Annotated in this window: 18 protein-coding genes and 1 other RNA gene; 6 read left to right on the top strand and 13 right to left on the bottom strand. The window is 63.4% G+C overall.

Going from position 1 to position 23,950, the window contains the following annotated elements:
• Nucleotides 1-188: 188 nt before the first annotated feature.
• Together CLU94_RS05815 and CLU94_RS05820 are read right to left on the bottom strand one after the other, a co-directional pair.
• Nucleotides 189-818 (bottom strand): response regulator transcription factor, encoded by a 630-nt coding sequence (locus tag CLU94_RS05815; protein WP_099664952.1) that lies wholly within the window; start codon nucleotides 816-818, stop codon nucleotides 189-191.
• Nucleotides 819-832: 14 nt separating this feature from the next.
• Complete coding sequence (locus CLU94_RS05820; protein ID WP_099664953.1) at nucleotides 833-2,203, bottom strand: cache domain-containing protein; 1,371 nt, start codon at nucleotides 2,201-2,203, stop codon at nucleotides 833-835.
• Between the two features lie 241 nt (nucleotides 2,204-2,444).
• On the opposite strand from CLU94_RS05820, the gene CLU94_RS05825 reads away from it, so the two are divergent.
• The 4 genes from CLU94_RS05825 to CLU94_RS05840 all read left to right on the top strand — a co-directional run bounded on the left by CLU94_RS05825 (nucleotide 2,445) and on the right by CLU94_RS05840 (nucleotide 10,045).
• Nucleotides 2,445-4,505 (top strand): carbon starvation CstA family protein, encoded by a 2,061-nt coding sequence (locus tag CLU94_RS05825; protein WP_099664954.1) that lies wholly within the window; start codon nucleotides 2,445-2,447, stop codon nucleotides 4,503-4,505.
• Nucleotides 4,505-4,705: a YbdD/YjiX family protein gene (locus tag CLU94_RS05830; protein WP_010396213.1), complete on the top strand. Its 201-nt coding sequence runs from the start codon at nucleotides 4,505-4,507 to the stop codon at nucleotides 4,703-4,705. The genes CLU94_RS05825 and CLU94_RS05830 overlap by 1 nt, the downstream gene beginning before the upstream one ends.
• Nucleotides 4,706-5,025: 320 nt before the next feature.
• Nucleotides 5,026-7,884, top strand: coding sequence for a hybrid sensor histidine kinase/response regulator (locus tag CLU94_RS05835; RefSeq protein ID WP_099664955.1), 2,859 nt, complete (start codon nucleotides 5,026-5,028; stop codon nucleotides 7,882-7,884).
• A gap of 1 nt (nucleotide 7,885) precedes the next feature.
• Nucleotides 7,886-10,045, top strand: coding sequence for a putative bifunctional diguanylate cyclase/phosphodiesterase (locus CLU94_RS05840; RefSeq protein ID WP_099664956.1), 2,160 nt, complete (start codon nucleotides 7,886-7,888; stop codon nucleotides 10,043-10,045).
• Here the strand turns inward: CLU94_RS05840 and CLU94_RS05845 are convergent.
• The 7 genes from CLU94_RS05845 to ubiD all read right to left on the bottom strand — a co-directional run bounded on the left by CLU94_RS05845 (nucleotide 10,014) and on the right by ubiD (nucleotide 17,728).
• A complete protein-coding gene (locus CLU94_RS05845; protein ID WP_099664957.1) occupies nucleotides 10,014-11,147 on the bottom strand; it encodes an esterase-like activity of phytase family protein in 1,134 nt (377 codons plus the stop codon). The two genes, CLU94_RS05840 and CLU94_RS05845, sit on opposite strands and share 32 nt — an antisense overlap.
• A gap of 88 nt (nucleotides 11,148-11,235) precedes the next feature.
• Entirely contained in the window at nucleotides 11,236-12,456 is a 1,221-nt protein-coding gene (locus tag CLU94_RS05850) for a CaiB/BaiF CoA transferase family protein (RefSeq protein ID WP_099664958.1), read from the bottom strand.
• Between the two features lie 7 nt (nucleotides 12,457-12,463).
• Nucleotides 12,464-13,054, bottom strand: a complete 591-nt coding sequence (gene recR / locus CLU94_RS05855; protein WP_034786598.1) for a recombination mediator RecR — start codon at nucleotides 13,052-13,054, stop codon at nucleotides 12,464-12,466.
• 47 nt (nucleotides 13,055-13,101) lie between these two features.
• Nucleotides 13,102-13,428, bottom strand: a complete 327-nt coding sequence (locus CLU94_RS05860; RefSeq protein WP_034759121.1) for a YbaB/EbfC family nucleoid-associated protein — start codon at nucleotides 13,426-13,428, stop codon at nucleotides 13,102-13,104.
• Nucleotides 13,429-13,469: 41 nt separating this feature from the next.
• On the bottom strand, nucleotides 13,470-15,785 hold the full coding sequence (dnaX, locus tag CLU94_RS05865) for a DNA polymerase III subunit gamma/tau (protein WP_099664959.1): 2,316 nt from the start codon (nucleotides 15,783-15,785) through the stop codon (nucleotides 13,470-13,472).
• A 237-nt stretch (nucleotides 15,786-16,022) separates the two neighbouring features.
• An RNA gene (gene ffs, locus CLU94_RS05870) (signal recognition particle sRNA small type) lies at nucleotides 16,023-16,121 on the bottom strand.
• Between the two features lie 122 nt (nucleotides 16,122-16,243).
• Nucleotides 16,244-17,728, bottom strand: a complete 1,485-nt coding sequence (gene ubiD, locus CLU94_RS05875; RefSeq protein WP_071650179.1) for a 4-hydroxy-3-polyprenylbenzoate decarboxylase — start codon at nucleotides 17,726-17,728, stop codon at nucleotides 16,244-16,246.
• Nucleotides 17,729-18,207: 479 nt separating this feature from the next.
• On the opposite strand from ubiD, the gene CLU94_RS05880 reads away from it, so the two are divergent.
• Nucleotides 18,208-19,125: a transglycosylase SLT domain-containing protein gene (locus CLU94_RS05880; RefSeq protein WP_180278601.1), complete on the top strand. Its 918-nt coding sequence runs from the start codon at nucleotides 18,208-18,210 to the stop codon at nucleotides 19,123-19,125.
• 121 nt (nucleotides 19,126-19,246) lie between these two features.
• On the opposite strand, the gene nusB is transcribed toward CLU94_RS05880, so the two are convergent.
• From nusB to ribBA, 3 genes are all read right to left on the bottom strand, one after another.
• Complete coding sequence (gene nusB / locus CLU94_RS05885) at nucleotides 19,247-19,717, bottom strand: transcription antitermination factor NusB (RefSeq protein ID WP_034759129.1); 471 nt, start codon at nucleotides 19,715-19,717, stop codon at nucleotides 19,247-19,249.
• A 202-nt stretch (nucleotides 19,718-19,919) separates the two neighbouring features.
• Nucleotides 19,920-20,402 (bottom strand): 6,7-dimethyl-8-ribityllumazine synthase, encoded by a 483-nt coding sequence (gene ribH, locus CLU94_RS05890; protein ID WP_099664961.1) that lies wholly within the window; start codon nucleotides 20,400-20,402, stop codon nucleotides 19,920-19,922.
• A gap of 176 nt (nucleotides 20,403-20,578) precedes the next feature.
• On the bottom strand, nucleotides 20,579-21,697 hold the full coding sequence (ribBA, locus tag CLU94_RS05895; RefSeq protein ID WP_099664962.1) for a bifunctional 3,4-dihydroxy-2-butanone-4-phosphate synthase/GTP cyclohydrolase II: 1,119 nt from the start codon (nucleotides 21,695-21,697) through the stop codon (nucleotides 20,579-20,581).
• Between the two features lie 422 nt (nucleotides 21,698-22,119).
• On the opposite strand from ribBA, the gene CLU94_RS05900 reads away from it, so the two are divergent.
• Nucleotides 22,120-22,545 (top strand): OsmC family protein, encoded by a 426-nt coding sequence (locus CLU94_RS05900; RefSeq protein ID WP_099664963.1) that lies wholly within the window; start codon nucleotides 22,120-22,122, stop codon nucleotides 22,543-22,545.
• Here CLU94_RS05900 and CLU94_RS05905 read toward each other — a convergent pair.
• Nucleotides 22,542-23,936, bottom strand: coding sequence for a hypothetical protein (locus CLU94_RS05905; protein WP_099664964.1), 1,395 nt, complete (start codon nucleotides 23,934-23,936; stop codon nucleotides 22,542-22,544). The two genes, CLU94_RS05900 and CLU94_RS05905, sit on opposite strands and share 4 nt — an antisense overlap.
• Between the last annotated feature and the right edge of the window lie 14 nt (nucleotides 23,937-23,950).

Here is a 23,950-nt window from a genome sequence, read left to right on the forward strand (position 1 = left end):
TAAATAAACTGACCAGCATTGGCAACCCTGGCCCGACAGGGATGCCATTTCGACAGCGAGAATCATTCTATCCGAATCTCACCCACGAAACAGTTTAATTTTGGCAATAAATATTCAAAAAAAACATTCCCCCGGGAGACCCGCCTGTCATGCGGGTTTGACAAAACCACGGCACCGCGCACGCCTGCTCAGGCGCTGCCGCCATGCGCGTGCTCGACCGCATATTTGATCAATTCGGCCTGCCCTTCGATACCGAGCTTGCGCTTGATGTTCAGCCGGTGCGTCTCCACCGTGCGCACGCTCAGGTCGAGGTCGCGGGCGATCTGCTTGTTCGACTGGCCCGCCGCGATGTGCTGCAGCACCTGCTGCTCGCGCGTGGTGAGGAAGGAATCATGCACTTGCGGGCGCGACAGCTGCCGCGCCAGCGCGGCGCTGTAATAGATGCCGCCGGACATCACCGTCTCGATGGCGAAGACGATATCTTTCCCTGGGGCATCTTTGAGCACATAGCCGCGCGCGCCGGCGGCGATCGCTTGCGACACGTACTCGAGCTTGTCGTGCATGGACAGGATCAGCACGGCAATCTGCGGAAACGCCTGCTTGAACAGCGCCGTCGCCTCGATGCCATTCGTGCCGCGCATATTGATATCCATCAACACGAGGTCCACCTGGTGCGCGCGCGCCTGGCTCAACGCCTCGTCGGCGCCGCCCGCCTCGGCCACCACGTCGAAATGCGCCACCGCTTCCAGGCGCGCGCGCAAGCCGTCGCGCACGAGGGGGTGGTCGTCCACCAGCAGGATGTTGATCTTCTCGGTCATGGTTGCGTATCTATTTAGTGTGTGGATGGAAGGCCGAGCCGCGCCAGCACCAGGGTGCCGGCCGGGGACGAAGTGATGTGCAAGCTGCCGCCGATGGCTTCCATGCGTTCCGTCATGTTGCGCAGGCCGATGCCGCGTTGCGGATGCAGGGCGATGCCGTCGAAATCGAAACCGCCGCCATTATCCTGGATGCGCAGTTCCACCGCCTTGCCCGCCTCGTGCAGGCTCACTTCCACGCCGCTGGCGTGCGCATGGCGCTCGCAATTGGTCAGCGCTTCCTGGGCGATGCGGAACAGCACGGTATTGACCATGTCGGGCAAGCCCTCGCCCGCCGCCGCCGGGCTGGCCGTGAAACTGGCTTGCGCGCTGCTGCTGTCGTTAAATTCATGCACCAGGTGGTCGAGCGCGGCGGCCAGGCCCAGGTCATCTAAAATGGCCGGGCGCAGGTTGTGCGAAATGCGCCGCACCTCGCCCAGCACCTTGTTCAGCTGCTCGGCGGCCCGCTCGAACGTGGCGGGCGCCTTGTCTTTCTGTTCGGCATTGCCGGCCAGGCGCGCGATGCCCGCCTCGATCTGCAGTTTGATCGACACCAGCCACTGGCTGATGCCGTCATGCAAGTCGCGCGACAGCCGCGCCCGCTCTTCTTCCTGCGATTCGACCACGCGCTGCGCCAGCACTTTCAGCTTGGCGTCGGCCACGCGCAATTCGCGCAAATTCAGCACCAGGCCGCAGGCGGCCACCAGCAGGGAGCCGAGGATGGCGATGGCGGCGATCAATTCCATGGTCGAGCGGATATTGCGCGACTGCTGGGCGTCGACCTTGGCCAGCGCCTGGTCCACGTCATCCATATAAATACCGGTACCCATCATCCAGCCCCATTCCGGCATCAGGATCACATAGCCGAGCTTGGGCGCGGACTTGTTGCTCGACGGCTTGATCCAGTTGTAGCGCTCGAAACCGCCGCCGCCCTTCGCCCGCTGCATCAGGCGCTGGATGGTCAGATTGCCCTCGGCGTCGCGCAACTGCCACAGATTCTGCCCCACCAGTTCGGGCTGGCGCGGATGCATCAGCGACTTGCCCTGCAAATCATAGATGAAGAAATAGCCATCGTCGCCATAGCTGAGGGCGGACAGGATGCGCTTGGCTTCCTCTTGCGTGGCGGCATCCTTGCGCCCCGACTGGTACAGGGAGGCGATGGAATGGCTGGCCAGGGTCACGTAATGCTTGAGTTCGGCTTCCTTGCTGGCCAGGTACGCTTGCTGGATGGTGGCGCGCTGCTGCTCGGCCAGGGTGATGGCCTGGTGCCGCACGGCAAATGCGATGGCGCACAGGGCGAGGATCAGCGGCGTGAGGGCCAGGAAGATGACTTTCTGTCTGAGTTTCATGGCCTGGCGCTCCGGCGGCGTCGATGCTGGTGGGAATGCGTGATTTTACGTCGCGGCGGCGCGATCGGTCTGCGTAGTAATACTGAGCGTTACTGCGTAGTCGTGCGCTTGCGGCAATTATACGATTCCTGAATACTCGCCATAAGCTGCAGATACACCCATTCATACCAAACTGGCAACGACCAGGCTCGGCAGCACACATCATCGCACGGCACAGCGCCCGTCAATCTCTGGAGGAAGCATGAACCGCATTTTCAAACAGCTCGGCTGGGCAGCGCTTGCGCTGGCAGGCGCCGGGTCCCTGGGCGTCGTCGCCCTGCAACGCGGCGAACCGATCAGCGCAATCTGGATCGTCATCGCCGCCGTCTGCGTCTACCTGATCGCCTACCGTTTCTACAGCCTGTTCATCGCCGACAAGGTGCTGGGCCTCGATGCCCGCCGCATGACGCCCGCCTTCAAGCACAACGATGGCCTCGACCATGTGCCGACGAATAAATATGTGCTGTTCGGCCACCATTTCGCGGCGATCGCCGGCGCCGGCCCCCTGGTCGGCCCCGTGCTGGCCGCACAGATGGGCTATCTGCCCGGCATGCTGTGGATCTTGGCCGGCGTCGTGTTTGCGGGCGCCGTGCAGGATTTCATCGTGCTGTTCATTTCCATGCGCCGCGACGGCCGCTCCTTGGGCGACCTGATCAAGGCTGAACTGGGCGAAATTCCCGGCATGATCGCCTTGCTGGGCTGCTTCATGATCATGGTCATCATCCTGGCCGTGCTGGCCTTGATCGTCGTCAAGGCGCTGACGGGCTCCCCATGGGGCAGCTTCACCGTGATGGCGACGATTCCCATCGCCCTGTTCATGGGCGTGTATTCGCGCTTCATCCGCGTGGGCCGCATCGGCGAGATTTCCATCATCGGCTTCGTGCTGCTGATGCTGGCCATCATCGGCGGCCAGTACGTGCAGGAACACGCGGTGCTCGGTCCGATGTTCACGTTCACGGGCACGGAACTGACATGGATGCTGATCGGCTACGGCTTCATCGCTTCCGTGCTGCCCGTGTGGCTGCTGCTGGCGCCGCGCGACTACCTGTCGACTTTCCTGAAAATCGGCACCATCCTGGGCCTGGCCATCGGCATCATCGTCGTCGCGCCTTACCTGAAAATGCCGGCCATGACCAAGTTCATCGACGGCTCCGGCCCCGTCTGGTCGGGCAATCTGTTCCCCTTCCTGTTCATCACCATCGCCTGCGGCGCCGTGTCCGGCTTCCATGCCCTGATTTCCTCGGGCACCACGCCGAAGATGATTGAAAACGAAAGCCACGCCCGCTTCATCGGCTATGGCGCCATGCTGATGGAATCGTTCGTTGCCATCATGGCCCTGGTGGCTGCCTCGACCATCGAGCCAGGCATCTATTTCGCCATGAACAGCCCGGCCGCCCTGATCGGCACCACGGCAGAGTCCGCCGCACAGGCGATCTCGCAGTGGGGCTTCTATGTCACGCCGGACATGCTGACGCAGACGGCCAAGGACGTTGGCGAGCACAGCATCATCTCGCGCGCCGGCGGCGCACCAACCCTGGCCGTCGGCATGGCGCAGATCCTGTCCGGCGCCATCGGCGGCAAGGCCATGATGGCCTTCTGGTACCACTTCGCCATCCTGTTCGAAGCGCTGTTCATCCTGACGGCCGTCGATGCGGGCACGCGTGCCGGCCGCTTCATGCTGCAAGACTTGCTGGGCAGCTTCGTGCCTAGCCTGAAAAAGACGGAAAACGTCATCGCCAACCTGCTGGCCACGGGCCTGTGCGTGGCGGCCTGGGGCTACTTCCTGTACCAGGGCGTGGTCGATCCATTGGGCGGCATCAACACCCTGTGGCCGCTGTTCGGCATCGCCAACCAGATGCTGGCGGCCATCGCGCTGATCCTCGGCACCTGCGTACTGTTCAAGATGAAACGGGGACAATATGCGTGGGTGACGATCACGCCGACCATCTGGCTGCTGCTGTGCACCCTGACGGCGGGCTGGCAAAAGATTTTCGACGCCAACCCGCGCGTCGGCTTCCTCGCGCACGCCAGGAAATACTCGGCGGCCCTGGATGAAGGCACCCTGCTGGCGCCGGCCAAGTCGGTGGCGCAGATGCAACAGATCATCTTCAACGACTACCTGGACGCCGGCCTGGCCGCCTTCTTCGTCACCGTCGTCGTCAGCGTGCTGTTCTTCGGCATCCGCACGATCCTGAAGGCGCGCGCCGACAGCCGCCCGAGCACCAAGGAAACGCCGTTCCAGGCCATGCCCACGGTGCAATGATGATCGACGAAATCATCAAGGCTGGACGGTATCTGGGGCAAAGCATGCGGCTGATGTGCGGCTTGCCCGAGTACGACACCTACGTGGCGCACCGGGAAGTGACCCATCCCGGCGAGCCGATGATGACGTATGAAGAGTTTTTCCGCGAACGGCAGGAAGCGCGTTACGGCGGCGCCGGCAAGCGTGGCGGTTGCTGTTAGCGGACACCTGACCCAGCCTGCTGCGCGTCGGTATAGGCTAGGCGGCTTGCGATGCTCACCGCCTCGGCGGCCCCGTACAAAGTACGGTTGCGCTTCTCGGCCACCTCACCCTTCCGCTCGCTACGGCTGAGTCAGGTGTTGTTGCTCAGCAATAGTTTGAGGGCGGTCTTGTGAGACTGCCCTTTTCATTTCCTCTCTTATAAGTTCCCCTCCCCTTTCTTCCATTAGACCCACATCAATATCAGGGTGTGTCTTCGCGTCTATATTTTTCCAATAGGAATTAAATAACAGTCAACGGGCGACCGGGGAAGCAGCGACGCATGTTCAATTTCCAACGCTCCAGCATCAGCCAGAAGCTGACCATGATCTCGGTACTGTCGTCGGGCTGCGCGCTGCTGCTGGTGTTCGTGGCGTTTGCGCTGACGTCCGTGCTCAGCCACAAAAATGATGAAGGCAAGCAACTGCTGTCGCTGGCGGGCGTGATCGGCGCGGCTGGCGCGGTGCCTTTGCTGGCGGGAAAATCGGCGCAGGGGCAGGCGGAACAGGTGCTGGCGGCCTTGTCCGCGCGCAACGAGGTGGCCCAGGCAGCCCTGTTCGACAAGGGCGGGCGCCTGTTCGCCCTGTACCGCGCGCCGCAGCATGCGGACGGCCTGCCGGCGCCGGAAGACATGGACCCGGCCTTGCTGGCCGACATGGCCGTGCAGCCCGTCACGCAAGGCTCGGGCACGACCCTGGCGCCCGCCATGCGCCTGTACCGCCCCGTCTACCGGCCCGGCGAGCCGCAACAGATCATCGGCGCCGTGCTGATCGAGGCGGACCTGAACCACATGTGGCGCGACATCGGCCGCCACGTGAGCGCCATCGGCGGCGCCACCGTGCTGTCCTTCCTGGTCGCCGTATTCCTCGCGCGGCGCTTCAAGAGCGTGATCGCCGAGCCGATCACCAAGCTGATCGATACGGCGCAGAAGGTGTCGAGCAGCCAGACCTACAGCCACCGCATCGCGCACCAGCGCAGCGACGAGCTGGGCGTGCTGATCGACAGTTTCAACGACATGCTGGCGCAGATCGACAGCCGCGACAGCACCCTGGCCAATTACCGCGACCAGCTGGAGCGCCAGGTGGGCGTGCGCACGGCGCAGCTGGAAAAGGCCAAGGATGCGGCCGAGGCGGCCAGCCAGGCGAAGAGCGCCTTTCTCGCCACCATGAGCCATGAAATCCGCACGCCGATGAATGGCGTGCTGGGCATGACGGAACTGCTGCTGGCCAGCCCTTTGAGCCCGCAGCAGCGCCACTACACGAGCATGGTGCAGCGCTCGGGACAGAATTTGCTGGTAATCATCAACGACATCCTCGACTTTTCCAAGATCGAGGCGGGCAAGCTGAGCGTCGAATACATCCGCTTCAACTTCCGCGAATTGCTCGACGATATAGAACACGTGTTCGCGCCGCAGGCGGAAGCGAAAAACATCAGCCTGGAATTCGACATCGCCTACGACATCCCGATCGCCATCTGCGGCGACCCGAACCGTTTGCGCCAGATCATCGTCAATCTGCTGGGCAACGCCATCAAGTTCACGGAAACGGGCAAGGTCACCGTGAAAGTGACCGTGTGCAGCGAAGACGCGCCCAGCGTGGGCTTGCGCTTCGAGGTGCACGACACGGGCATCGGCGTGTCGAACGAGGCGCAGACGCGCATCTTCGAATCGTTTTCGCAGGCGGACGGCTCGACCACGCGCAAGCACGGCGGCACGGGCCTGGGCCTGACGATCTCGAAACAGCTGGTGGAGCTGATGGGCGGCACTATCGGCGTTGATAATGCTTTAACGCAAGGCTCAATCTTCTGGTTCGAAGTAAATTTCGATAAGCGGCGGGTCGACAGCGACGACCCGTCCTTCAACCTGAAAACCACGCGAGGGTTACGCGCCTTGATCGTCGACCACACACCCGCCACGCGCGCCGTGCTGGAGCGGCAACTGGCCAGCTGGCACATCGTCAGCGACAGCGCCGGCACGGCCAGCGACTGCCTGGGCAAGCTGCGCGCGGCCGCCCAGGCAGGCACGCCGTATGCCGTGGCCCTGCTCGACATGGAATTGCCGCGCACCAGCGGCCTGGCCCTGGCCGCCAACATCAAGAGCGACCCGCTGCTGGCCGACCTCAAGCTTTTGCTGCTGAGCACGGAACAGGCGGCGGCCGACCCCGTGCAGCGGCGCGAGGCGGGCGTGGCCTACCAGTTGATCAAGCCGGCCCGCGAATGCGACCTGTTCGACTGCATCGTCACGCCGCCGCGCGCCAGCGACAGCCTGCGCATCCATCCGCCGCACACGGCGCGCCAGGTGGGCCGGCGCCAGCGCCGCCGCGTGCTGCTGGCCGAGGACAATCCCGTCAACGTGGAAGTGGCGCTGGCCATGCTCGACAGCCTGGGCCTCGATGTCGTCTGCGCGCGCAACGGCGAAGAAGCCTTGCAGGCGGCGCAGGCCGAGGATTTCGATCTGATCCTGATGGATTGCCAGATGCCCGTGATGGATGGCTTTGCCGCCACGGCGGAAATCCGCCGCCATGAACAGCACTGCGGCCACGCGCGCGTGCTGCCCATCGTCGCCATCACGGCCAATGCGCTGCAGGGCGACCGCGAAGCGTGCCTGGCGGCCGGCATGGACGATTACCTGAGTAAACCTTTTACGCAGCAAGACCTGGGCCACACGATCGCCCGCTGGATCACCCTGCCGCGCGCGGCCACCGTGCACCACAGCGAAGCGCCGCAGGAGGCGCCTGCCGAGCCGCCGCCCGTGGCGACGCCGCCGGCGCCTGCATCCCCGGCATCGGCCCCGCCGCTGAACCGGCAGGCGCTGGAAAACATCCGCGCGCTGTCCGGCACGGATGGCGATGCGCTGCTGGAGCGCGTCATCCTCGCGTTTACCGGCGAGACGCCGCGCCAGCTGGGCGCCATGCGCGAAGCCATCGCGAAAACGGATGCGGAAGCGCTGCGCAAGGTGGCGCACAGCCTCAAGTCGGGCAGCGCCAACGTGGGCGCCGACGGCCTGGCGCAGCTGTGCAAGGAAATGGAAAAACTGGGCCGCGCCGGCAGCACCGAGGGCGCGGCTCCCCTGCTGCAGCAGATGCAGCAAGCCTTCCTGGCCGTACGCGAATCGCTGAACGCCATCCTCGTGAAGGAACACTGACATGACAGCGCCCCTCTCCCCTCCCCGCGGCCTGGTGCTGGTGGCCGACGACGATCCCGTGATGCGCCTGCTGATGCGGCAAATGCTCACGCAGGTGGGCCTGGACGTGATCGAGGCCGAGGACGGCGTGCAGGCTCTGGCCAGCTACAAGCACAGCGGGCCGGACCTGGTCATGCTCGACGTCGACATGCCCGCCATGGACGGCTTTGCCGTGTGCCGCGAAATCCGCCACCAGGAAGTGGGCGGCACGGTACCCATCATCATGGTCACGGGCGGCGACGAGCTGGAAGCCGTCACGCGCGCCTACGAGGTGGGCGCCACCGACTTCATTTCCAAGCCCATCAACTGGCCCATCCTCGGCCACCGCGTGCTGTACGTGCTGCGCGCCAGCGACGCCATCGCCCGCCTGCGCATCGCCGACGCGCACAACCGCGCCGTGCTGGCCGCCATCCCCGACACCTTCTTCCGCCTGAACCGCGAAGGCTTTTATCTCGACTACGAACAGGGCCACGACGCCAGCGCGGGATTTTCCCTCAGCGACTGCGTGGGCAGCCATATCCGCGACGTGCTGCCGCCCGAAATCGCCGCGCGCCTGCTCGACAAGGCGCACGCCGTGCTGGCCACGCAGCATATCGGCTCGGTCGACTACACGCTCACGCACGAAGACAGCACGCGCCATTTCGAGGCGCGCCTGGTGGCGACGGGGGCCGACGAGGTGCTGGGCCTGGTGCGCGACATCAGCGAACGCAAGCGCACGGAAGAACAGATCCGCCGCCTCGCGTATTGCGACAGCCTGACGGGCATCCCCAACCGGCAAGCGTTCCTGGAAACCCTGGAGCGCGAACTGCTGCGCTCGAAAGAGCACGACAAGAAATTCGCCGTGCTGTTCATGGACCTGGACGCCTTCAAGCGCATCAACGACACCCTGGGCCACGACGTGGGCGACCATTTGCTCAAGGTGGTGTCCGAGCGCCTGCGCGAAACCATCCGCCCCAGCGACCTGGTGCTGCGCGCCGAACACGAGTTTGAAACCACCTTCGGCGGCAGCAACCTGGCGCGCCTGGGCGGCGACGAATTCACGATATTGATTCCCGACCTGGAGCGGGTGGAAGACGCGCTCAACGTGGCGCACCGCGTCAAGGAAGCCATGCGCCGGCCCTTCATGATCGAGGGACACGAGATTTTCGTCACGGCCAGCATCGGCATCTCGCTGTATCCGGAAGATGGCGAGGATTGCAACTCGCTGCTCAAATATGCGGACACGGCCATGTACCACGCGAAGAACTGCGGCAAGAACAACGCCAAGCTGTACAGCTCTTCGCTGACGATGGAAATCATGAGCCACGTCAAGATGGAAGTGGGGCTGCGCAAGGCCTTGCAAAACAACGAGCTGTACCTGCTGTACCAGCCGCAGATCGACGTGCCCAGCACGCAGATCGTCGGCGTGGAAGCGCTGGTGCGCTGGCGCCATCCCGAACGGGGCATCATCTCGCCCACGGAATTCATCCCGCTGGCCGAAGAGACGGGGTTGATCGTGCCCATCGGCGAATGGGTGCTGCGCACGGCGTGCAACCAGGCCAAGGCGTGGCAAAGCGACGGCGGGCGCGCCATCCGCATGGCCGTCAACCTGTCGGCCAAGCAATTCAAGGATGAAAACCTGATGCAGATCGTGCTGTCGGTCCTGGCCGACACGGGCCTCGATGCGCGCCTGCTGGAGCTGGAATTGACGGAGGGAACGTTGATGGACGATGCGCGCGCCACCATGGTGACCCTGGAGCAATTGCGCGGCATCGGCGTGTACCTGTCCATCGACGACTTCGGCACGGGCTATTCGTCGATGAATTATTTGAAACGCTTCGACGTGCGGGCCTTGAAAATCGACAAGAGTTTTATCGCCGGCTTGCCGCAGGATACGGAAAACGCGGCCATCACGCGCGCCATCATCGCCATGGCGCATGGCTTGAAAATGGTGGTGGTGGCCGAGGGCGTGGAAACGGACGAGCAGCTGCTGATGCTGGAAGAATACGGCTGCGACATGGCGCAGGGCTACTTTTTAGGCCATCCGTCGCCGCACGACACGATCACGGCCATGCTGGCCAGGCAACGGGGCCAGCTGGCCAGCGTGGAAACTAGAGCACTTCGAAGGCAAGGATTTGCGTGACTTGCTGGGCGTTGAAATTATCGTCGGAAATCATCACCAGGCTGCGGCGGCCGTTTTCCAGGCGCGGGCCCCAGCTGATGCCTTCGATATTGTCGACCCGCGACAAACCGATCTTTTCCAGGTCCAGCAGCAATCGCTTGCGCGCCGGCACATAGCTTGCACCCGCCAGAGCCGGGATGGCCTGGATATCGGTGGCGCCCTGCGTATCCATCTCGTAGATGCGCACGTGATTCGTGTAGATGCCGTCGGCGTGTTCCACGCCGGCCCGCTCCACCACCAGCACCTGGTGATCGTTGACGGCGAGGATTTCCGACACGCCATTGTCCGCTTCCTTCCCCGGCGCGGGCCGCGAGGCCACCGGCTCGATCGGATACGCGTACTGGCCCAGCACGGTGCCGGCGCGGTCCAGGCGCGTGATGCGCACCACCGACCCGTGGTCCGGCGTGGCCAGCGGGCCATCCTGGTACAGCGCCGCTTCCATGCCCAGCCACAGGCTCTTGCCATCGCTGGCAAACGACAGCCCCTCAAAGCTCATGTTGTTGCGCGATCCCGTTTCTTCCTTCGCCACCTTGAACATGGCGGGCGTGGGCAAGGTGGCCAGATAGTGGCCGCCGCTATCGGCGTGGCGCACGAACGGGTGCAAACCCACCTTGCGGTTGCCTTCGCTGCCGTACCACAGGCTGCCATCCTGCGGATCGACGCGGATGGTTTCGATGTCGGCCACCTGGTCGCCCTGCTCCAGCCTGGCATGGGCCAGGTTCGGATAGCGGCTGCCGTCGGGCTGCGTGAAGAAATGCACGCTGTTGAAGGTCACGCCGGCAAATGCGCGGCTGTCGTAGTCGAGCGCGGCGCGGTAGAAGCGGGCCGGATTGATTTCCGAGCGGTCATCGCTTTCCATCACCCAGCTGTTGTTGGCCGCATCGTAATCGATGCCGGACAGGCCGCCCACCGTCGTGCCCTCGAACGGGTATTTCAAGGCGATGCGCTGTTCGCCGATCAGGCGCAAGCCCGCGATGGGTGCGTCGTGGGAGAAGCTGGCGCAGGCGGAGAGAAGAACGGCGGCGGACGCCAGGGCAAGCGCGGTGCGGAACAATGGAGGCATGATCGGTATCAAATAAGTCGGGAAGCAAATTCCGGGGTCAGACCCGCCGGGTCTGACCCCAGCTTTAATTCTGTGGGTTAATAGCGAATTACACCACGCCATCGGTCTTGAGCCGCGCGATGGCGGCCGCATCATAGCCGAGCGACGCCAGCACCTCGTCGTTGTGCTGGCCCAGGGTGGGCCCCAGCCACTGCGTCTTGCCCGGCGTGGCGGACAGTTTCGGGCTGATGGCGGGCAATTTGACGGGCGTGCCGTCGGCGAAATGGTGCTGTTCGAACATGTCGCGGGCGAGGAATTGCGGGTCGCTCAGCATGTCGCGCACGGAGTAAATCTTCCCGGCGGGGACGTCGGCCGCCTTCAACACGTCCAGCGCGCTGTCTATCGTGTGCGTGGCGCACCAGGCGCCGATGGCGTCGTCGATTTCCTGTGTGCGCGCCACCCGGCCGTCGTTGCGCGCCAGCTGCGGGTCGCCCGCCATGTCGATGCGGCCCATGGCCAGCATCAGCCGCTTGAAGATGGCGTCGCCGTTGCCCGCGATGACGATGTTTTCACCGTCGCCCGTCGTGTAGGTATTCGAGGGCACGATGCCGGGCAGGGAACCGCCCGTGCGCTCGCGCACCACGCCCGCCTGGTCGTATTCGGGCACCAGCGACTCCATCAGGTTGAACACGGATTCGTACAGGGCCACGTCGACCATCTGCCCTTCGCCGCCGTCCCGGCCCCCCGTCACGTCGCGGTGGCGCAGCGCCATCATGGCGCCGATCACGCCGTGCAGGGCCGCCACGGAGTCGCCGATGGACACGCCCACGCGCACGGGCGGGCGGTCGGCAAAGCCGGACACATAGCGCAAGCCGCCCATCGATTCGCCGATGGCGCCGAAGCCGGGCAAGTCCTTCATCGGTCCCGTCTGGCCAAAGCCGGACAGGCGCACCATGATGAGGGACGGTTTCTCTTTCTTGAGCTGCTCGTAGCCGAGATCCCACTTTTCCAGCACGCCGGGGCGGTAATTCTCGATGATGATGTCCGCTTCCAGGGCCAGCTGGCGCGCAATCGCCCGGCCCTCGGGCGACTTCAGGTTCAGCGTTAAACTTTTCTTGTTGCGTGCCTGCACCGACCACCACAGCGAGGTGCCGTCCTTCAGCACTCTCCAGGTACGGATGGGGTCGCCGCCATCGGGCGACTCGATCTTGATCACGTCGGCGCCGAATTCGGCCAGCATGCGGGCGCAGAACGGCCCCGCGATCAGGGTGCCCAGTTCCAGGACTTTGATGCCCTGGAGGGGGCCGGAAGATGCGCAAGCGTCTGTCATGTTGTAGTCAGGTTGCCCTGCGGTCGAGCATCGCGCGGGCAATCGTGCCCGCGTCGACGTATTCCAGTTCGCCGCCCACGGGCACGCCGCGGGCCAAACGGCTCACGCGCAAGCCCCGCGCCTTCAGCATTTCGCTGATGTAGTGGGCCGTCGCTTCGCCTTCATTCGTGAAATTGGTGGCCAGCACCACTTCGCCGACCACGCCATCGTTGGCGCGGTTCAGCAATTTTTCCAGGTGGATATCTTTCGGGCCGATGCCGTCCAGCGGAGACAATCTCCCCATGAGGACGAAATACAGGCCCTTGTAGGTGAGCGTCTGCTCGATCATCAGCTGGTCGGCGGGCGTTTCCACCACGCACAGCAAGCGCTTGTCGCGCTCTTCGTCGAGACAGGTCTCGCACACTTCGTGTTCGGTAAAGGTGTTGCACAGGCCGCAGTGATGCACGGCATCGACGGCCTGGAACAGGGCGCGCGACAGCATGGCCGCGCCTTCCCTATCGTGCTGCAACAAATGAAATGCCATCCGCTGCGCCGACTTGGGGCCGACGCCGGGCAGGCGCCGCAGCGCCTCGGTCAGGAATTCAAGCGACTTGGACATGGATCAACCTTGCCCCGCGCCATGGATCGAGCGCATGCGGCAGTACATCAGAATGGCATTTTGAAGCCGGCTGGCAAGTTCATGCCGCCAGTCAAGCCTGCCATTTTTTCCGCGGACGTCGCTTCCGCCTTGCGCACGGCGTCGTTGAAGGCAGCGGCCACCAGGTCTTCCAGCATGTCCTTGTCGTCGGCCAGCAGCGACGGGTCGATGGACACGCGCTTGACGTCGTTCTTGCACGTCATGACGATTTTCACGAGGCCCGCGCCGGACTGGCCTTCCACTTCCACCAGCGCCAGTTGTTCCTGGGCCTTTTTCATGTTGTCTTGCATTGCTTGCGCCTGCTTCATCAGGCCAGCCAGTTGATTTTTCATCATGAGAATGCTCCGTTCAATTCAGTTTGTGAGTGTGTTAATCATCAATGCAGGGTCGGCGCGGCGGAGCCGGCCGGTGCAGGGGTAATCGTTCCCGGCACAACAAAAGCGTCGAATACACGCTTCATGTCGAGCACGAAGGGGTCGCTGGCGATGGTCGCTTCCGCTTGCAGCTGGCACGCCTCGCGGTGAGCCTGCGCTTCCGCGCTGGCCGTGTACCAGACGGCGCCCAGTTCCGTGTCGACCGCGACCTTGCGGCCGAAGCGTTCGGTGAGTGCGGCCGCCAGTTTTTCCACGTTGGCGGGACTGCGCCACGTGTCGATGGGCACGCGCAGGCGGAACGTGGTGCTGTGGCCGTCGTGCAGGCATTCGATCAGCTCGGCCTGCACGGCCAGCTGCTGGGCCACGCCGCGCAAGGGCAGCACGGCGGCCACGGCCGGCCAGTTGCCGTCCCAATCCAGGCCCGGCACGGGCGTGATCACATACGGCCCGCTGGGCGCGGCTTGCTTGGCGGCGCGCTGCGGCATGACGACGGCCGGCTGCTCGCTGCTTGGCGCGGCGGGCGCCGACACGGCGGCGGACGCGCTGTCGTCGGAAAATTCGGTGACCCACGGCGGCAAGTCGTCATCCGGCTGCGCTGGCGGCGGCGCGGCAGGACGCGCCTGCTGCACGGGCGCCGCAGCGGCCGCTGGTGCTTCCATCACGGCAACTGGGGGCGCATCGTCCCACGGCGCAGGCGCTTTCGCGGCGGCGGGCGGCGGCGGTGGCGCGGCCTGGACGGGTGCGGCCGGGGCTGGCGCCGCGGCGACCGGCTCCGGCGCGGATGCTGGTGCAGCCGGCTTGGGCGCCGACGATGGCGCCGACGGCGCGCTGCCGGGACGGCCTTTCGAGGCGGCGCGGGCCGCTTCCAGCGCCGCATTGATGGCGGCGCGGGCGGAACTGATCGGGACGCCCGATGCTGCCGGGGCAGCCGCAGCCGCTGGCGGCGTAGCGGGCGGCGGTGCCATTGGTGCCGGCGCCGGTGCAGCGGCTGGCGCTGGTGCAGCCGCGCGCGGCGGCGGCGCTTCGCTGCGCGCCATGCTGGCGGCAGCGGCGGCCACGACGGCGGGCGGGGTCACGGCGGCATGGCTGGCCACGCTGTTCGTGGCGGCGCGGGCTGCCGGGGCGGATGCGCCAGCGGCGGCGCGCGCGGCGGCCACGGCGGCGGGACGGTTGCCTGTGGCCGCGGCCGGTGCCGCCGGCACGCCATCGGCGCCGCCTATGCCGGGCCGAAAGGCCAGCATGCGCAGCAGGGTCATGGTAAAGCCCGCATATTCATCGGGCGCCAGGCCCAGTTCATTGCGGCCATGCACGGCGATCTGGTAAAACAGCTGCACTTCTTCCGCGTCAAACGCGCCAGCCAGGCGCACGATATCCGCGTATTCAGGCAAATCCTGCGGCAAGGCGGCGGGCACGGTTTGCGCCAGCGCAATGCGGTGCAATAAAGTGCCCAAATCCTGCAGGGCGCCGTTATACGACAGGCTGCGCGAGGCCATCTCGTCGGCCACGGCCAGCAAATCGGCGCCATCCTGCTGCGCCAGCGCGTCGAGCAGGCGCACGAGGTACGACTGGTCGAGCGCGCCCAGCATGCCTTGCACGGCGTCCAGCGTGACTTCGCCGGCCGCATAGGCGATGGCCTGGTCCGTCAGCGACAGCGCGTCGCGCATGGAACCGTGGGCGCCCTGGGCCAGCAGGCGCAAGGCCGGCTGTTCGAAGGCGATGCCTTCCTGTCCCAGGATATTGTCCAGGTGGCTGATGATGTGGCCGGGCGGCATCTGCTTGAGGTTGAACTGCAGGCAGCGCGACAGCACGGTCACGGGTATCTTTTGCGGGTCCGTCGTGGCCAGGATGAACTTGACGTGCTCGGGCGGCTCTTCCAGCGTTTTCAGCATGGAATTGAACGCGTGGTTCGTCAGCATGTGCACCTCATCGATCATATAGACCTTGAAGCGGGCATTGCTTGGCGCATACACGGCTTGCTCGAGCAACTGCGCCATTTCATCGACGCCGCGGTTCGACGCCGCATCCATCTCTATATAGTCGACAAAGCGTCCCGCGTCGATCGCCGTGCACGCTTCGCACACGCCGCACGGCTGGGCCGTGATGCCGCCCGTGCCATCGGGGCCGATGCAATTGAGCGACTTGGCCAAGATGCGCGACAGGGTCGTCTTGCCGACGCCGCGCGTGCCCGTGAACAGGTAGGCGTGATGCAATCGGCCGCTGTGCAAGGCATGCGTGAGCGCGCGCACGACGTGCTCCTGGCCGACGAGCGTCTCGAAATTCTTGGGGCGGTATTTACGGGCGAGGACTTGATAGGACATGCTGAGATTTTACCATGCGATTTTGCGGGTGATCCTGCGCGGCGGGCGCAAGCCTCATGGCCGGGCCATTCAAAATGGCAAACGCGGCAAAGCAGCAATTGTATAACATGGCCAGCTGGAAATATGGAAAACACGGCAAGCCCGGCAATGCTGCGGGTCGGCAAGAAAATGGCGCCGTAAAAGCAAAAAAGCTGCCCATGGCAGCTTGCTTGTCGATCCTGATAAAACATTCCCGAAGGAGGCGAGCCTGATCTGCGGCACTCATGGTTAATAGCCGTGGCTGCTTCGTTCCCGACCTGACCAGGTTAGCCATGCCACGATGCGCAGGGGCCCGCCGGGGACAATTATAACCGACCTGCGCCCGATTGGGGAAGCAAGCTGAAATCCGGGGTCAGACCCCCGGTCAAGTTGGCAATGACCTTTGCGTCAGCGGTGTTGAGGGTCTGACCCCAGCCGTTCTACAGCCCCAGCTCTTGCCAGATGCCATCCACCTTCGCCTTCACTTCCGGCGTCATGGCGATCGTCGTGCCCCATTCGCGCGTCGTTTCACCCGGCCATTTATTCGTCGCATCGATGCCCATCTTGCTGCCCAGGCCGCTGACCGGCGAGGCGAAGTCCAGGTAATCGATGGGCGTGTTGTCGACCAGGGTCGTGTCGCGGATGGGGTCGACCCGCGTCGTGATGGCCCAGATGACCTCTTTCCAGTCGCGGATATTCACGTCTTCATCGACCACCACGATGAACTTGGTATACATGAACTGGCGCAGGAAGCTCCACACGCCGAACATCACGCGCTTGGCGTGGCCCGCGTACTGTTTCTTGATCTGCACCACGGCCATGCGGTAGCTGCAGCCTTCGGGCGGCAGATAGAAGTCGGTGATTTCGCTGAACTGCTTTTGCAGCAGCGGCACGAACACTTCATTCAGGGCCAGGCCCAGCACGGCCGGCTCGTCCGGCGGTTTGCCTGTATACGTGGAGTGGTAGATCGGGTCGCGGCGCATGGTGATGCGGTCGATGGTAAACACGGGGAAACTGTCCTGCTCATTATAGTAGCCCGTGTGGTCGCCATACGGCCCTTCCAGCGCGTGCTCGTAGCCGCTCGGATGGTTTTCGTCCGGATAGATATGGCCTTCGAGCACGATTTCGGCGGACGCGGGCACGCGCAGCTCGCTGCCGATGGCTTTCACCAGTTCCGTGCGGCTGCCGCGCAGCAAGCCGGCGAACTGGTATTCGGACAGGCTGTCCGGCACCGGCGTGACGGCCCCTAATATAGTAGCGGGATCGGCGCCCAGCGCGACGGCGATCGGATACGGCTTGCCCTTGCTCTGGATCGCGTGCTCGCGGAAGTCCAGCGCCCCGCCCCGGTGCGCCAGCCAGCGCATGATGACTTTATTACGCCCCAGCACTTGCTGGCGGTAAATGCCCAGGTTTTGCCGCTTCTTGTTCGGGCCCTTGGTAATCACCAGGCCCCAAGTGATCAGGGGAGCGACATCGCCGGGCCAGCAATGCTGGATCGGCAGGCGCGCCAGGTCGACGTCGTTGCCTTCCCAGACGATTTCCTGGCACTTCGCGCCGCGCAACTCCTTCGGCGACATATCCCACACGGATTTCACCAGGGAACCGAGTCCCAGCAAGTCCTTGAAATCCTTCGGCGGCTCCGGCTCCTTCAGCCGCGCCAGCACATGGCCGATCTTGCGCAACTCGCTGACGTCTTCCGCGCCCATGCCCAGCGCCACGCGGCGCGTGGTGCCGAACAGATTGCCCAGCACCGGCATGTCGTATCCCGTCGGATTGTTGAACAGCAAGGCCGGTCCGCCTGCGCGCAAGGTGCGGTCGCAAACTTCCGTCATCTCCAAAATCGGTGAAATGGGGGTCGAAATGGGCTTAAGTTCACCCATTTGTTGCAGTTGAGAAATAAAATCTCGCAAATCTGAATATTTCATGTGTTTTTAATTTTTTTTGACGTCGGACGCCGTTGCTGAAGGATCTATGCCAAGTAATTGATTTTATTGGCTTTTGGCACAATGCAAGTCAAAAAGTAAGACATAAAAGTAATAAAGAAACGATTCGTTAGTATTGACTTGATATAAAACGGCTTCTACAATTCGCCCAACTTGAAAGAGCACGCCGGCCCAGAGCTTGATTTTAGCGTTTCTCTTTCATTCACGGAGTCGGGGCTCCACATGACATTTTAAGGAGTGTTTTCAAAAGGCGTCTGCCTTACCCCCGGTAAAAGTTGTATTGCGACTGATCCAATACCAAAAACGGGACCGATCAGCTCAAGCAAGCAATGACGGCGTTTCTCGCACGCATCCATACGCGGCGGAAACGATGATATTTCTGATGCACGGCATTGGCAGTACCCACAACACCGCGAGACCGCGGAGGGACTGCCTGTTGACGCGACATTTCGGGGAACTCTATGACTCATCGTAGCACTGAAGCAGCATTGCCTGCTTCAACCGTGGCTGGCCAGCCAGCGTTAGCGCGTTTGCGCGCCCGCGCACAGGCCATTTCAGCACGTGGCGTTTTGACCACGGCACAACACACACTGACAGTCTTCGGCATTTCCGCCCTGGCACTGATCGCCCTGCTGATGTTCCGCCCTGACCTGGGCAAGCAACTGACGCACAGCCTGTTCCCGCTGCCGATGGCAGAGGCGCAAGCCGTTGAAGCACCGGCCCTGTCCGCACTGATGGAAGCGCCTGCTTCCGTGCAGACGGCCGCCGCCAGCGATACCCCGCTGACCAAGGAAGAAAAAGCCTTGCTGGGCACGCAAAAGCAGCAGCAATGGGTTACCAACTGGCTCTCCAAGCGCTACCGCGTGGCCAACGACGCGACCAATATGCTCGTCTCGACGGCGTACCTGACGGCCCGCGAAATCAAGCTGGACCCGCTGCTGATCCTGGCCGTGATGGCCATCGAATCGGGCTTGAACCCGTTCGCGGAAAGCCCCGTCGGCGCGCAAGGCTTGATGCAAGTCATGTCGAAAGTGCACCACGAGCGCTTCCAGGAAATGGGCGGCGTGCAAGCGGCGCTGAACCCGGTCGCCAATATCCGCGTCGGTTCGCTGATCCTGAAGGATTACGTCACGCGTGGCGGTTCCGTCGAAGCGGGCCTCAAAACCTACGTGGGCGCCGCCAACTTCGCCACCGACTCGGGCTACGGCTCGCGCGTGCTGGCCGAATACCGCCGCCTGAAACAAGTGTCGGCCGGCCAGCGCGTGCCGACGACGACGCCGGTGATGGCATCGAACACGCCAGCGCCAGCCAAGGCGCCGGCAGCGGAAAGCGGCATCACCATCAAAGTACTGCCCCACAACGAGATCGCCGGCCTGTGACCCTTTAAAAGCCCTCACAGGGGCATCCAAAAAGCAGCACCCAGTAAAAAAGCCACCGCACGCAAGTGCCGGTGGCTTTTTTATTGCCCTGCGGCACTGGCCGCAGGAACTGCTCTCTCTATTACTTGCGCTTGTTGGCGTTGACTTCTTCCTCGCGGAATTTCACTGCCAATTTATCCAGCACGCCGTTCACATACTTGTGGCCATCGATACCGCCAAACGACTTGGCCAGCTCGACCGCTTCGTTGATGACGACGCGGTACGGGATTTCCATGTTGTTCTTCAGCTCGAAAGCGCCGATCAGCAGGATGCCGTGTTCGATGGGCGACAGTTCCGCGATATTGCGGTCGATCAAGGGTGCCATGCTTTCGCGCAACGCCAGCGAATCCTTGATGGCGCCGTACAGCAACACCGTGAAATGATCGCCATCGGCCTTGTCGAAACCATGCGCGGCGCGAATATTGTTCACGACGGTAGTCGCGTCTTCATTGTTCAGCAGCCACTGGTACAAGCCCTGCAGCGCAAACTCGCGCGCGCGGTGACGCGGCGTGCGGTTTTTGCTGGGATTGGCGAGCAAATTTTTCTCAGTCATGATTGTTACCTGTTCTTAAGTACGTGTTCACTACAAATTCCGGCGAGACACCGCGGCGCGCTTTTCAACGCGCCGCAGCCAACCGCGTGTCAGAACGTTCGAGAAAATGCTCAGAGCAAGGCGCGAGCCCGAAGACAGTACGAATGTACGGCGAGGGCTTGCAACGCAGCTATGGGCGTTTTATCGGACGTTCACTACACGGCTAGTCCTCCTCGGATTCTTGCAACTCTTCCAGCGCTTGCGCCAGATTAGCCATTTCCACTGCCACGCGTGCCGCTTCGGCTCCCTTGACCAGCATGCGTACTTCCGCCTGCTCGTCGTTTTCCGTCGTCAACACTGCGTTGGCGATGGGGATGCCGTAATCGAGACCGACGCGCGTGATGCCCGCGCCCGATTCGTTCGATACCAGCTCGAAGTGGTAGGTTTCACCGCGAATCACGGCGCCCAGTGCGATCAGGGCGTCGAATTGCTCGGTTTCCGCCATTTTTTGCAGAATCAGTGGGATTTCCAGGGCGCCCGGCACGGTCACGTGCAGGATATCTTCATCGGCCACGCCCAGCTTGCTCAACTCTTCCAGGCATGCCGACAGCAAGCCACCACCGACGATTTCATTGAATCGTGCCTGGACGATACCGACGCGCAAACCTTCGCCGGCAAAATTAGTTTCGTATGCTCCTACGGTCATCATATGCCTCTTTAATCTGGTGGTTCAGGGCGACATGCACATGTCGCCATCGTTTACTCTACATCGACGCCTGACAAAATCGTAGCGAGCGGCAGCGAGTTGTGGTCGAGAAGCGCAACTGTACGAAGGTACAGTGAGCATCACAGGCCGCAAATCGCGACGCGCAGTAGATTTAGTCAGGTGCCCTGGCCTGGGTGGCACTGAAAACCTGTTACTTCCAGGTCGAAACCGACCATCGACGGCATCTTGCGTGGGCTGGCCAGCAATTGCATCTTGCTCACGCCCAGGTCGCGCAGGATTTGCGCGCCGATGCCGTAGCTGCGCAAGTCCATGCTGGCGGCGCGGCCTTTCGGCTTGGCTTGCGGCGTATCGAGCGCGGCGAACTGGGCAAACAACTCGCCCGACGTCTCGCCGCAATTCAGCAAGACCATCACGCCCCGCTCGGCCTGCTTGATGGCGGCCATCGAGGCGGCCACCGTCCACGAGTGGGTAGTCGCTTCGCTTTCCAGCACGTCCAGCAGGGAAACGGGCTGGTGCACACGCACCAGCGCTTCCAGGCCGGGCGCCAGGTCGCCATGCACGAGGGCCAAATGGGCCGACGCGCTCGGCTTGTCGCGGAAGGCGATCAAACGGAATTCGCCATGCGCCGTATGCAGGGTGCGCTCGGCAACGCGCTCGACCAGGGACTCCGTCTGGCTGCGGTAATGGATCAGGTCGGCAATCGTGCCGATTTTCAAGCCATGTTGCTCGGCAAACAACAGCAAGTCCGGCAAGCGCGCCATGGTGCCGTCGTCCTTCATGATTTCGCAAATCACGGACGCGGGCGTCAAGCCGGCCATGGCCGTCAGGTCGCAACCGGCTTCCGTATGGCCTGCGCGCATCAGCACGCCGCCTTTTTGCGCTTTCAGCGGGAAGATATGGCCAGGCTGGACGATATCGCTAGGCTGCGTGCCCTTGGCAACCGCGACCTGGATGGTCTTGGCGCGGTCGGCGGCGGAAATGCCCGTCGTCACGCCTTCGGCCGCTTCGATGGACACGGTAAAATTGGTGCCGTAGGCGGTGCCGTTGCGCGATGTCATCATCGACAGGTTCAGCTCGTCGCAACGCTCTTCCGTCAGGGTCAGGCAGACCAGGCCACGCGCATGCGTGATCATGAAATTGATGGCTTCAGGCGTCACGAAATCGGCGGCAAGCACCAGATCGCCTTCATTTTCCCGGTCTTCTTCATCGACCAGTATCACCATGCGGCCGGCGCGCAATTCAGCGACGATCTCTTCGGTGCTGGATATTGACATTATTCATCCTCTGAAGACACCTGGCAAAACCTGCTGCGCGTCGGTATAGGCGGCTTGCGATGCTCACCGTACCTTCGTACGGTTGCGCTTCTCAGCCACCTCTTCCTTCCGCTCGCGACGGTTTTGCCTGGCGTTGTTAATGAAACTAAAAACTGAAATATCGAGCGCGAAAATTCCGCGAATTTCCGGGAATTTTCTTATAACCTGCTATTTTAAAGGATTTAGCGCTTGCAGACCTGAAATAAGACAGCTTTGCGGCACGGATGCCACCGCCTGCCCCGCAAAGCGCCAATTCCCTGATCCAGCGCACACGGCGACGGCAAGGCGCGCGCCGCGAGCCTTGCAAAGAGCATAAGATCAACCCGTCACCGCCACGGCGCTGACGCCCCATTCGCAGCGACACCCCACACAGGAGCGGCACTATGAAAACCAACGGATCGGCCATCTGGTCAGGCGGCATCAAGGATGGCAAGGGCGCCATCAGCACGCGCAGCGGCGCCTTGCAGGAATACCCCTATGGCTTTGCCAGCCGCTTCGAAGGCAAGCCGGGCACGAATCCCGAGGAACTGATCGGCGCTGCCCACGCGGGTTGCTTCACCATGGCCCTGTCGCTGATCCTTGGCGAAGCGGGCCTGACGGCGGAAAAGATGGAAACGACGGCCGAAGTGACCCTCGACAAGGTGGACGACGGCTTTGCCATCACGGCCGTCCATTTGATCCTGAAAGCAAAAATCCCCGGCGCCAGCCAGGCTCAATTCGAGGAATTGACGGCCAAGGCCAAGGCCGGCTGCCCCGTGTCGAAGCTGCTCAAAGCCAATATCACGCTGGACGCCACCCTGCTGCCCTAGATTTTCGTCACGGGCTTGACGGGCTCCACGGCAGCGACGGGCGCCACCAGCGGCAGGCGCGAGTCGCTGGCCGGCAGTGGCCGGTTCATCAAGCCGGGGTTCAGGGCTGCATTGTTCAGGTTATACGCGGCGATGGCTGCCGCCACGGACGGGTCTTGCGACGACGGCGGCGGCACGGCCATGCCCGCGGCTTGCGCGGCCAGCTCTTGCGCCTGCGCATTTTGCTGGGCCAGCTGGGCTTGCGCCGTCGCCAGGCCCGCATCGGCTTGCCCCTGCGTTGCGCGCGCCAGCGACTGCGCCCGGTCGGATGCCGCCTGGGCCGCCATCTGCGCGTCGCTGGCGGCCAACTGGGCCCGCGCCGCATCGTCCGCCACCGCTTGCGCCTGCTGTTGCAAGCCCTGCTGCCGTACCTGCCCCTGGCGCAGCTCGTCCACGCGCGCAGCGTCCTGCTGCTGCGCCTGCTGATCGGCATTCATGCGTTCGGCATCCAGGCGCTGGGCATCGACGCGCTGGCTATCTGCCCGCTGCGTCTGCAGCAAGTCCGCTGTATTGTCGGCCTGTTGCGCTGGCGGCTGGGGCCGCAGCTCCTGCAAGTCCAGGTTTAGTTCTTCCGCTTCCAGTTGCTGCTGCAGTTCCAGTTGCCGCTGTGCAATGGCCGCCGTCTGCGGCGGCGCCGCGTCGACGGACTGCTGCGCGGCCTGCGACGCCTGCACGGCGCCGGACGGCAGTGTTTCTCCCGTCAAATCCGCTTCGACATCGGCCGCCAGCGACGCGCCCTGCTGCCGGGCCAACACGGCGCCTACTTGCGCCAGCACCTCCGTTCCCTGTTGCAAGGCGTCCAGGGTGGCATTGCTGTCGGCCGCATACGCGGCTTGCAACGTTGCCGCATCGACATCTTCATTGCGCAAGTCGATGCCGATGCGGGCCAATTGTGCCTGCGTAAGCAAGCTGCCGTCCTGCGCCAGCGCCGTGGCCGCATCCGTCGTGCCGTCGCCCGACAATAAATCGTAGCGCTGCGCCAGGCTGCCCGGCGTGTCGCCGGCCGTCGCCAGCTGGCTGGCGTCGATGCCGCTCGTTTGCAGCTGGGCAAACGATTCCGTCAGTTGCCGCGCCAGCGCCAGCAAGTCGTCATTGACATTCACGGGGGTATTGGCCGCCCTGGCCTCTTCCGTGGCGCCCTGCAAGGCCAGCAGTTGCCGGCGCGACAAGGCCACGCCGGACAGGAACTGGCCCAGCGGGGAGATGTCTACCTGCGTCGAGGAAAGTATTGCAAGGGCAGCCGCCGCGCCGGATGCCGGCACGGGCTGCGCCGGCGCCAGAGGTGCCGTTGCGCCCACGCGGGACGTGGCCGGGATGGTGTTGGGCACGGTTGCGCGCGAAATCGGGTCCATGGCTAGCCTCCACT

Origin of the sequence: Janthinobacterium sp. 13 (genome assembly GCF_002749695.1) — a bacterium.
Lineage (GTDB): Bacteria > Pseudomonadota > Gammaproteobacteria > Burkholderiales > Burkholderiaceae_D > Janthinobacterium > Janthinobacterium kumbetense.

What these genes read in the sequence shown, in the direction of transcription:
- CLU94_RS05815 (WP_099664952.1), bottom strand. Translation starts at nt 818, where the DNA reads ATGACCGAGAAGATCAACATCCTGCTGGTGGACGACCACCCCCTCGTG.
- CLU94_RS05820 (WP_099664953.1), bottom strand. Translation starts at nt 2,203, where the DNA reads ATGAAACTCAGACAGAAAGTCATCTTCCTGGCCCTCACGCCGCTGATC.
- CLU94_RS05825 (WP_099664954.1), top strand. Translation starts at nt 2,445, where the DNA reads ATGAACCGCATTTTCAAACAGCTCGGCTGGGCAGCGCTTGCGCTGGCA.
- CLU94_RS05830 (WP_010396213.1), top strand. Translation starts at nt 4,505, where the DNA reads ATGATCGACGAAATCATCAAGGCTGGACGGTATCTGGGGCAAAGCATG.
- CLU94_RS05835 (WP_099664955.1), top strand. Translation starts at nt 5,026, where the DNA reads ATGTTCAATTTCCAACGCTCCAGCATCAGCCAGAAGCTGACCATGATC.
- CLU94_RS05840 (WP_099664956.1), top strand. Translation starts at nt 7,886, where the DNA reads ATGACAGCGCCCCTCTCCCCTCCCCGCGGCCTGGTGCTGGTGGCCGAC.
- CLU94_RS05845 (WP_099664957.1), bottom strand. Translation starts at nt 11,147, where the DNA reads ATGCCTCCATTGTTCCGCACCGCGCTTGCCCTGGCGTCCGCCGCCGTT.
- CLU94_RS05850 (WP_099664958.1), bottom strand. Translation starts at nt 12,456, where the DNA reads ATGACAGACGCTTGCGCATCTTCCGGCCCCCTCCAGGGCATCAAAGTC.
- recR (WP_034786598.1), bottom strand. Translation starts at nt 13,054, where the DNA reads ATGTCCAAGTCGCTTGAATTCCTGACCGAGGCGCTGCGGCGCCTGCCC.
- CLU94_RS05860 (WP_034759121.1), bottom strand. Translation starts at nt 13,428, where the DNA reads ATGATGAAAAATCAACTGGCTGGCCTGATGAAGCAGGCGCAAGCAATG.
- dnaX (WP_099664959.1), bottom strand. Translation starts at nt 15,785, where the DNA reads ATGTCCTATCAAGTCCTCGCCCGTAAATACCGCCCCAAGAATTTCGAG.
- ubiD (WP_071650179.1), bottom strand. Translation starts at nt 17,728, where the DNA reads ATGAAATATTCAGATTTGCGAGATTTTATTTCTCAACTGCAACAAATG.
- CLU94_RS05880 (WP_180278601.1), top strand. Translation starts at nt 18,208, where the DNA reads ATGACTCATCGTAGCACTGAAGCAGCATTGCCTGCTTCAACCGTGGCT.
- nusB (WP_034759129.1), bottom strand. Translation starts at nt 19,717, where the DNA reads ATGACTGAGAAAAATTTGCTCGCCAATCCCAGCAAAAACCGCACGCCG.
- ribH (WP_099664961.1), bottom strand. Translation starts at nt 20,402, where the DNA reads ATGACCGTAGGAGCATACGAAACTAATTTTGCCGGCGAAGGTTTGCGC.
- ribBA (WP_099664962.1), bottom strand. Translation starts at nt 21,697, where the DNA reads ATGTCAATATCCAGCACCGAAGAGATCGTCGCTGAATTGCGCGCCGGC.
- CLU94_RS05900 (WP_099664963.1), top strand. Translation starts at nt 22,120, where the DNA reads ATGAAAACCAACGGATCGGCCATCTGGTCAGGCGGCATCAAGGATGGC.
- CLU94_RS05905 (WP_099664964.1), bottom strand. Translation starts at nt 23,936, where the DNA reads ATGGACCCGATTTCGCGCGCAACCGTGCCCAACACCATCCCGGCCACG.